Source organism: Streptomyces sp. NPDC107559, assembly GCF_055657365.1.
On the sequence record NZ_JBVKBD010000018.1, the window covers coordinates 150,249 to 156,956 of the forward strand.

At 69.0% G+C, this 6,708-nt stretch carries 14 protein-coding genes; all 14 read right to left on the minus strand.

The window, feature by feature from the left end; all coding sequences use genetic code 11:
- The gene (locus ACZ7OY_RS36310) at positions 1-405 is read right to left on the minus strand and encodes a hypothetical protein (RefSeq protein ID WP_472249833.1); all 405 of its coding nucleotides are present in this window, start codon (positions 403-405) and stop codon (positions 1-3) included.
- Positions 402-806, minus strand: coding sequence for a hypothetical protein (locus ACZ7OY_RS36315; RefSeq protein ID WP_472249834.1), 405 nt, complete (start codon positions 804-806; stop codon positions 402-404). Before ACZ7OY_RS36315 ends, ACZ7OY_RS36310 begins: the two co-directional genes overlap by 4 nt.
- A gap of 62 nt (positions 807-868) precedes the next feature.
- Entirely contained in the window at positions 869-1,312 is a 444-nt protein-coding gene (locus ACZ7OY_RS36320) for a hypothetical protein (RefSeq protein ID WP_472249835.1), read from the minus strand.
- A gap of 5 nt (positions 1,313-1,317) precedes the next feature.
- Positions 1,318-1,908, minus strand: coding sequence for a hypothetical protein (locus ACZ7OY_RS36325; RefSeq protein ID WP_472249836.1), 591 nt, complete (start codon positions 1,906-1,908; stop codon positions 1,318-1,320).
- 59 nt (positions 1,909-1,967) lie between these two features.
- Positions 1,968-2,567 (minus strand): hypothetical protein, encoded by a 600-nt coding sequence (locus ACZ7OY_RS36330; RefSeq protein ID WP_472249837.1) that lies wholly within the window; start codon positions 2,565-2,567, stop codon positions 1,968-1,970.
- A gap of 80 nt (positions 2,568-2,647) precedes the next feature.
- Positions 2,648-3,028 (minus strand): hypothetical protein, encoded by a 381-nt coding sequence (locus ACZ7OY_RS36335; RefSeq protein WP_472249838.1) that lies wholly within the window; start codon positions 3,026-3,028, stop codon positions 2,648-2,650.
- A 54-nt stretch (positions 3,029-3,082) separates the two neighbouring features.
- Positions 3,083-3,361: a hypothetical protein gene (locus ACZ7OY_RS36340; protein WP_472249839.1), complete on the minus strand. Its 279-nt coding sequence runs from the start codon at positions 3,359-3,361 to the stop codon at positions 3,083-3,085.
- Positions 3,362-3,455: 94 nt separating this feature from the next.
- Positions 3,456-3,881 (minus strand): hypothetical protein, encoded by a 426-nt coding sequence (locus tag ACZ7OY_RS36345; protein WP_472249840.1) that lies wholly within the window; start codon positions 3,879-3,881, stop codon positions 3,456-3,458.
- Complete coding sequence (locus ACZ7OY_RS36350) at positions 3,881-4,510, minus strand: hypothetical protein (RefSeq protein ID WP_472249841.1); 630 nt, start codon at positions 4,508-4,510, stop codon at positions 3,881-3,883. The genes ACZ7OY_RS36345 and ACZ7OY_RS36350 overlap by 1 nt, the downstream gene beginning before the upstream one ends.
- A 124-nt stretch (positions 4,511-4,634) precedes the next feature.
- Positions 4,635-5,075, minus strand: coding sequence for a hypothetical protein (locus tag ACZ7OY_RS36355; protein ID WP_472249842.1), 441 nt, complete (start codon positions 5,073-5,075; stop codon positions 4,635-4,637).
- Between the two features lie 4 nt (positions 5,076-5,079).
- Positions 5,080-5,262, minus strand: coding sequence for a hypothetical protein (locus tag ACZ7OY_RS36360; RefSeq protein WP_472249843.1), 183 nt, complete (start codon positions 5,260-5,262; stop codon positions 5,080-5,082).
- Positions 5,255-5,620 (minus strand): beta barrel domain-containing protein, encoded by a 366-nt coding sequence (locus ACZ7OY_RS36365; protein ID WP_472249844.1) that lies wholly within the window; start codon positions 5,618-5,620, stop codon positions 5,255-5,257. Before ACZ7OY_RS36365 ends, ACZ7OY_RS36360 begins: the two co-directional genes overlap by 8 nt.
- A 2-nt stretch (positions 5,621-5,622) precedes the next feature.
- Positions 5,623-5,928: a hypothetical protein gene (locus ACZ7OY_RS36370; protein WP_472249845.1), complete on the minus strand. Its 306-nt coding sequence runs from the start codon at positions 5,926-5,928 to the stop codon at positions 5,623-5,625.
- A 69-nt stretch (positions 5,929-5,997) separates the two neighbouring features.
- Positions 5,998-6,483 (minus strand): PASTA domain-containing protein, encoded by a 486-nt coding sequence (locus ACZ7OY_RS36375; RefSeq protein ID WP_472249846.1) that lies wholly within the window; start codon positions 6,481-6,483, stop codon positions 5,998-6,000.
- Positions 6,484-6,708 lie beyond the last annotated feature (225 nt).

Consider the following 6,708-nt stretch of genomic DNA (forward strand, 5'->3'; position numbering starts at 1 on the left):
TCAGGCCACCGGCTCGTAGCGCAGGACGTTGAACCTGCTGAAGAGGACGACCATGGCGCCGCTGGTGAGGTACCACAGGCTGCCCATGTCCCGGTTGACGACCCGGGCGCAGTGCCGGGCGGCCGAGCTGGCGGGCACGATGCCGAGGTCCTTGAAGTCGAGACCGTCGTCGGTGACCGTCTCGCGGAAGCGCCGGTGGCTCGGCGCCTCCTCGGTGACCGGCTCGTACCGGCGGGTGCGGCCGTCCTCGGTGGACGTCAGCTCGAAGGCGCCCCAGTCCAGGTCCCGACGGGTTGCGAAGCCGTGCGAGACGTTGGACGAGGTCTGCTCCAGGACGTCCTCTCCGGACTGGACCACGGTGTGGCCGTTGGCGTAGGTGATCAGGAAGGCGACGGGGATCTTCACTGGTCGCTCTCCTTCTTGGCCTGCTGCTCCGTACGCCAAGCCTTCAGATCGGCCGTCATGCGCTCCTTCGCCTCCCCGGGCATCCAGGAGTTGGGCAGGCCGGTGGGCACCCAGTCCTCCTTGGCGATGCCGAAGTGGTCAGCGACCCAGCTCTGCGCCAGCTCCAGGTTGTCGTCACGGCTGTCCTTCAGGTGCCCCCTCGGCGTAGCACGCAGGGTCTTGACCCTGTACCCCGGCTTGTCCTCAGGGCAGATGTAGACCTCGGTCCGGTGGTCCCTTCGGCCCATGGCGTGCATGTGCGCGGTGTGGAAGGAGATCACGGGGCACTTGTAGCGCCGGGCGATGTCGATCACGTTGTCGAGCTTGAGCCCCTCGGCCAGGTCGTCGGTGTACTTGCTCATCGCCCGAACCTGCCCAGCCGCTCGCCGTTCTTCCAGGCGTCGAGGTCGGACTTCTTCATGGGTCAGCTCTCCTTCAGCGTGGTGGTGATGGAGTCGAGGCAGGCGTCCGCGTCGGTAATCCGTCGCTGGATCTCGAACAGTGCCTGCAGCGCAGCCTCTTTGTCGGCTTCCAGCCGGGCGCGCTCGGCGCGCAGGTCGTCGCGCTGTTGCATCAGATGATGGCGCACGAGGTCTTCGAGGACGTCGATGCGGCGGCCGCTCGGACCGAAGTCCCGACTCCCGGGGTAGGCGCCGAGGAACTCCTTCTCGGTGGACCGGGAGCCGTCCTCTCTGAGCACCCAGTCGGAGTCGAGTTCTCCGATGTGGGTGTCCGCGAGGAAGACGTGGTACAGCACCAGGTCAGCACGGCTACCCCCCTGGAGACAACGCCGACTGACTTCGCGCAGGGTGACGGGAAGGCCGAGGACCTGGATGGTGACGGTGGGAGCGGGCGATGCGGTGCCCACGATCGTCACCACCGGCTCCGGGGGATCTCGTCCAGGATCTTGCGCAGGGAGTCGAGGGACAGCATCACGTACGGCTCGTCGTGGAAGCCGTCGGCGTCGTGGATGGCGAACGGGCCCTTGTCGGAGAACGCGTGGCCGGTGAGGAGGTAGCTCAAGGCTCCCGCGACGTCCAGGGGCGTGGCCTCCGGCTCCTCGCCGTCGCCCTGGGACTCATCGACCGCCGGGCGCTCCTCGCCCTGAAGGCTGGCGATGTAGGCCTTGGCGGCCGCCTGGGCGGCGGCCGGGGTGCCGTCAGTGCCCTTGATGACTTCCTGCAGGCCCAGGATCTCGGGGCTCCTCCAGTAGGCCCACGGGTCGCCGTCTCCGCCGTCGTTGCGCTCCTCCAGGGTGCCGTCGGCCGACAGGGTGTCCCTGGCGATGTTGACGCCACTGGCGTTGTCCTGCTGCCACTTGCGCTTGGCCACCAGCAAGATGCGGTCGTACTCGGCGGCGAGCAGCTTGTCGGCGTAGCGGCGCAGGCGGTGGCCGAGAGGGCTGTCCCACAGCTCCTCGTCGCTCATGCCGTCGTAGTCGGTGGTGGTGCGGTCGGTGGTCAAGGTGTTCCCCTTCGTTCCCTTGGCGGTGACCCCACTCTATGGCATCACGTGTCGCGTGTCTACGGGGTGATGCGGCTGATCTTCTGGGCCTCGACGGGCATGTACGCCATGCTGGCCGCGCACCGCTTACCGCGCTTGTTGTCGTGGGGCCGCACCCGGCTGGCCGAGTCGAGACCGACCTTCTCCGTACAGGTGACCTCGGGGCACCGGTACTGCGCTGCGGACTCCCAGTGATGGATGAGGGAGTCCAGCAGCACCACGTTGACCATGAGATTCGAGGGCAGTTCCTCGCGCAGCTCGTCCAGGGTCCGCTCGATGGCGTCGCGCCGGACGAGGCGGGAGAACTTCTCGATGGTCTTCTCCGGGCCGAGGGAGGCCAGATCCTCGGCCACCGCCTGCTCGTCGAACCCCTTGGTGGCGGCGGCAAGAGGGGTCGCCTGGACGACGAGCAGGCCTCGGCGGGCGCCGGTGTCGCGGTTCAGCATCGCCGACCGGGTGTCCGGCGGCGCGGGCATGATCGTCTGCCCCCCGGAGACCGGCGTCAGGTCCCACAGTCGCGTGTCCAGCAGGAACGCAGGGCCGGTGGACCGGCGAGCGGCCTCCCGGCGCTGTGCCTTCGTGGCGTACAACTCTCGCGGCTTCAGATCGGACAAACGCATGGCGGGCTCCAGGGGGTGACGTATGACAAGCGTTCCACCGTATCGCATCACTCGACGCCATGCAGTGGAGGAAGGGTGGATCAGGCTGCGTCGGGCAGGACCAGGACCTGACGGAAGGCGAGCACGGCGCGGACATCGTCACCGGTTATCCGGGTGCGCCGGGAGATCTCGTCGATGTCCACCCCGGCCAGCAGGTACAGGTCGGTGATCTCCTCGACCTTCGACCACGGCACGTCCGCGACGCAGAAGGGCTTGTGCTCCTCCTTCAGCTTGGCGCGCAGCTGCCAGCCGAAATCGGTCAGGTACAGGCCCCGGTTCGTGAACTCGGCGTACCCCTTCTCCCGCATGTCCTGGCGGACGGAGAAGCTGGAGGCGTTGACCCGGCCGTGGACGCCCTCTGCGTGCAGGATGGCCTGGCGCTCGGGGGTGGTCAGTCTGCGGGTAGAGATCTTCTTGGCCATGAGGACTCCTGGCGGTGAGTCGGAACAGTGAGTGCCTGGCGGGGCAGTTCGAGGCTAGCGCGAGACGTCCTCGGTGAGCCGGTTCTCGGCGATCTGGATTGCGTCGGCGACCTTGGCGGCCAGCGGCGGCTCCACGCCGCTCAGCGGCCACGAGCGCGCCTCGACGGACACCAGGCGGCCGTCCTCGCCAGTCACGGCGCGGGTGACGTGCCCCCGCGTAGCGCCCCGGGTCAGCTCCAGCTCGATCTTGCAGCCGTCGCTGCGCCGGGCGGTCAGGCGGATCGTGCCGCCGAGCCGGACGAGCGGCTCGACACTGGCGGTCATCTGGGACATGGGATACCTCCTGCTGCGGATCAGGGGGTGAACGACGGCCGCGCCCAATGGCGGTCAGGGCGCGGCCGTCGATGGATTAATGGAAATCCGTTTTTTACTTGCCGTTCCGCGCCTGCTCCAGACGCTTCTTCACCTCGGGAGGGATGGGGGTGGACTCCCGGAGCGCCTTCGCCTGCGGCGCACCCAGGCTGCTGCCCTCCAGCAGCTCCTCGAACTCGGCCGCTTCCGACCGCTGGCTCTCCGGCCGCCGGTCTTCCGGGCTCCAGTCGGCCGGGGTGATGCCGATCTCGGCGAACAGCACGCGCTGAGGGAGCTTGTCGGCGTCCTGCGTGGCCAGCGGCCCATACCAGGCCACCAGCTGACCGGTCGCCGGGCTGCGGAAGATGGCCAGCGACGCCGGGAACCGCAGCGGCACCGCGTACCGCAGCCAGTACTCTCCCGATCCTTCGATCTTCGTCGTGGCGGGCTTCCAGCCGTGCTCGGCCGCTTCCCAGCCTTCGGGGATGGGGACGATGAACATCAGCGTCCATCCAGCGTGGTCGGCTCGAAGTTCGACCAGGTGGCGCCGTCCTTGGCCTTGTGGGCGCGGAGCTCGTTGGCGACGGCGCGCCCCTTCTCGGTGAGCCGGAAGCGGGCCCACGGCATCAGGCGCCACTCGGTGAGGCCGGTCATCAGGCCCGGCCGGGGGTCGTCCTCGCCGTCGAGCGGGCGGCCGTTCGGCTTCAGGAAGTACGCGCCGTCCTCGCTCACCCCCGGCATGGTGATGGTGACGAGTCCGGCGTCGACCATGTCCATCAGGGCGTCGGCCTCGCAGTGCCCGTACAGCGTGACCGGCTCGTCGTTGACGCGCCGCAGGCGCAGGCCATACTTGTCGGCCGCGTCCTCGCTGCCGAAATCGGAGGTGAAGCGGCCCAGGGCGTAACCGTTGTCTCGCGCGGTCCACAGCATCGGCCAGTTCCGGGCCGACAGGGTCAGGCGGCGCCAGTCGATGCGCCCCTTGTGGTCGACCTCGACGCCCTCGACGTAGCCGAGAAGGCTCCAGTGGTCCTTGCCCCAGCGGTCCGGGGCGATCTGCTCGCGACCCTCGCGGTGCCGCCACTCCGGCTCGGCGGCGGCCAGCTCGGCGAAGGCGGTCAAGTCGATGCTCACGATGCGGTGCTCCTCATCTCTAGGCGTGGCTTCACTCTAGGGCATCACGTGTTGCGTGTCTACGAGTTCGGGAAACACGAAGGCCCGCCCCGGTGAAGGGGCGGGCCACCTGCAGGCAGGATTGTCAGCGGATCTCGCCGTCGTACACGCCGTCCGGGCCGTCGCCGACCTCGCTGTTCTCCTCCATGGCGTCGATCTCGGCCTGGTAGGGCTCCAGGGCGTGCTCCAGGGCGTTCTGGGTCACGCCGTCCGGGTGGTTCGGGCCGCCCAGCGCGTCGACCAGCTCGTGCTGACGGACGATGATGTCGCCATCGTCCACATGGGCCTGGGGGGCCACCTCCAGCCGGACCAGCTCGCCGGTGTCCTCGTCCCGGGCCACGTACAGCACCGGCTCCATGGCCTGGCTCGCCAGCAGCTCGCGCAGGTCGCCGGTCGTCAGCTTCAGCATCTCGTCGTACTCCCCTTCGTAGCTCGGCCAGCTGTCGCCAGCCTCGTTCTCGTGGTCTCCGTGCTTGTGCGGCCGCCGGGTGCACCTCGTGGAGCCGCAGACCGGATGGTCAGTCACGGCGTCACGTCAGCTTCCGGCTGCTCGCGCACGACTCACACTGGCCGAGGTCGCCCTGGTGCTGGATGCCCTCGTGGTCGAAGTGGTAGTCCCGGTCGTGAGGCTGGTAGGCGGTTCCCTCCAGGAAGCCAGGGACCTTCTCGTAGCTCGCGTCGTAGCGCCAGCCGGAGCCGTCGAGCTTAGGCACGGTCGTCCTCCTTCATGACGGCCAGCAGGCCGCGCAGCTTGGCCAGAGGGATCGTGTCGCGATGCCGGTGGTCGATGTCGACCCCGGCCTCCTTCAGGTCGGCCAGCAGCTGCTCGCGCTCCGTCGCTTCCGCGTGCTGCTCCGGCGTGATCAGGCGCCGGGCATAGCCGTGGTTCTCCTTGGAGACGCCGGTGGTGCGGCTGAACGGTTCGCTGGCCTCGCTCGTGTGGCCCTCGTAGCAGACGTACACCCAGGCGCGGCCGACCCGGGAGACGGTGACGCGCCGGGGCTCCCTCCTGGAATCGTCCGAGTCGAGGACGAGCGGGTCGCCCTTCTTCAGGTTCTCGGGCAGGGACATGGTCAGGCCTCCAGGACAGTCATGTGGCCGTACTCGTTGACCCGGACAGTGAGGCCGTCGGTGGCGAGGGCGGCGCGTGCGGTCTGCATGATGCCGTCCCGCTCGGCCTGCCGGGGCGCGTCGGCGAGATCGCTGCAGCCGAAGATGGCGACGTTGACGTACTTCCGGCCGCTCGCGGCGATGTAGAACCCGGCGGCGGCGACGCGGAATCCGGCGTCCAAGCTCTCGTCCTCGACGATGTTCGCGGCCGGGACGTCGGCGGCGCCCAGGACGCGGGTGACGCGGTCGGGCAGGGTCTGGGTGCTCATGGTTCTCCTAGGCGGGAAACAGCGGCCGCGCCCATTGTGGTGGGCGCGGCCGTCGGGGGTGTTACAGGGTCAGCAGGACTCGTCGAGCTTCACGGAGTAGATCGCGACGCGCAGGGTGGCCGGGTGGTTGCCGGGGCCGGGCACCTGGCGGCACACCTTCCAGTTGGAGTTGTCGATGGCCCAGCGGTCCTGGCCCGAGGCGTCCTCCTCGTTGGCCATGAAGCCCGCCGCGTGCAGGGCGGGGATCGCCTCCGCGTTGGTCATGCCGACCACGTCCGGCACGTCGCTGCTGGCGGCCTCGGCCGCCTCCGAGGCCTCGTCGATCTCCTTCTGCAGGTCGTCCTGGCCCTGCTTGTTGTCCTTCTGCAGCTGGTCGAAGGCGTCGGCGGCCGACGGGGTCGCGGTGACCGTCACGGCGGGCTTGGCCTCGGTGTCGGGGCTGACCGTGTCCTTGCTGTTGTTGGCGACGGTCCCGATGACCGCGAGGACGGCGACGCCGACCCAGAAGCCCTTGCGCTTGTAGATGGGCTTCCGGCTGGCGGTGTTGTCGTTCATGATCCCCCCTGGGATACGTGGGCTGCTGCGCACCGTGGTGGTGGAACGCATGGTGTCCGCCCCGGATGATGAATCCCGAGGCCCCGTGGAACAGGCGGGGGCGGACCGTTGTTCAGCGGCGGCCGACGACGTCGGCCAGGTTGTCCAGCACGAGGCGCAGACTGTCGAGCGCGCCCGAGAGGGCCTCGGCGTCGGACGGCGGCTCGGCGACGGGCGCCGGGCCCG

What these genes read in the sequence shown, in the direction of transcription:
- ACZ7OY_RS36315 (WP_472249834.1), bottom strand. Translation starts at nt 806, where the DNA reads ATGAGCAAGTACACCGACGACCTGGCCGAGGGGCTCAAGCTCGACAAC.
- ACZ7OY_RS36330 (WP_472249837.1), bottom strand. Translation starts at nt 2,567, where the DNA reads ATGCGTTTGTCCGATCTGAAGCCGCGAGAGTTGTACGCCACGAAGGCA.
- ACZ7OY_RS36335 (WP_472249838.1), bottom strand. Translation starts at nt 3,028, where the DNA reads ATGGCCAAGAAGATCTCTACCCGCAGACTGACCACCCCCGAGCGCCAG.
- ACZ7OY_RS36340 (WP_472249839.1), bottom strand. Translation starts at nt 3,361, where the DNA reads ATGTCCCAGATGACCGCCAGTGTCGAGCCGCTCGTCCGGCTCGGCGGC.
- ACZ7OY_RS36345 (WP_472249840.1), bottom strand. Translation starts at nt 3,881, where the DNA reads ATGTTCATCGTCCCCATCCCCGAAGGCTGGGAAGCGGCCGAGCACGGC.
- ACZ7OY_RS36365 (WP_472249844.1), bottom strand. Translation starts at nt 5,620, where the DNA reads ATGTCCCTGCCCGAGAACCTGAAGAAGGGCGACCCGCTCGTCCTCGAC.
- ACZ7OY_RS36370 (WP_472249845.1), bottom strand. Translation starts at nt 5,928, where the DNA reads ATGAGCACCCAGACCCTGCCCGACCGCGTCACCCGCGTCCTGGGCGCC.
- ACZ7OY_RS36375 (WP_472249846.1), bottom strand. Translation starts at nt 6,483, where the DNA reads ATGAACGACAACACCGCCAGCCGGAAGCCCATCTACAAGCGCAAGGGC.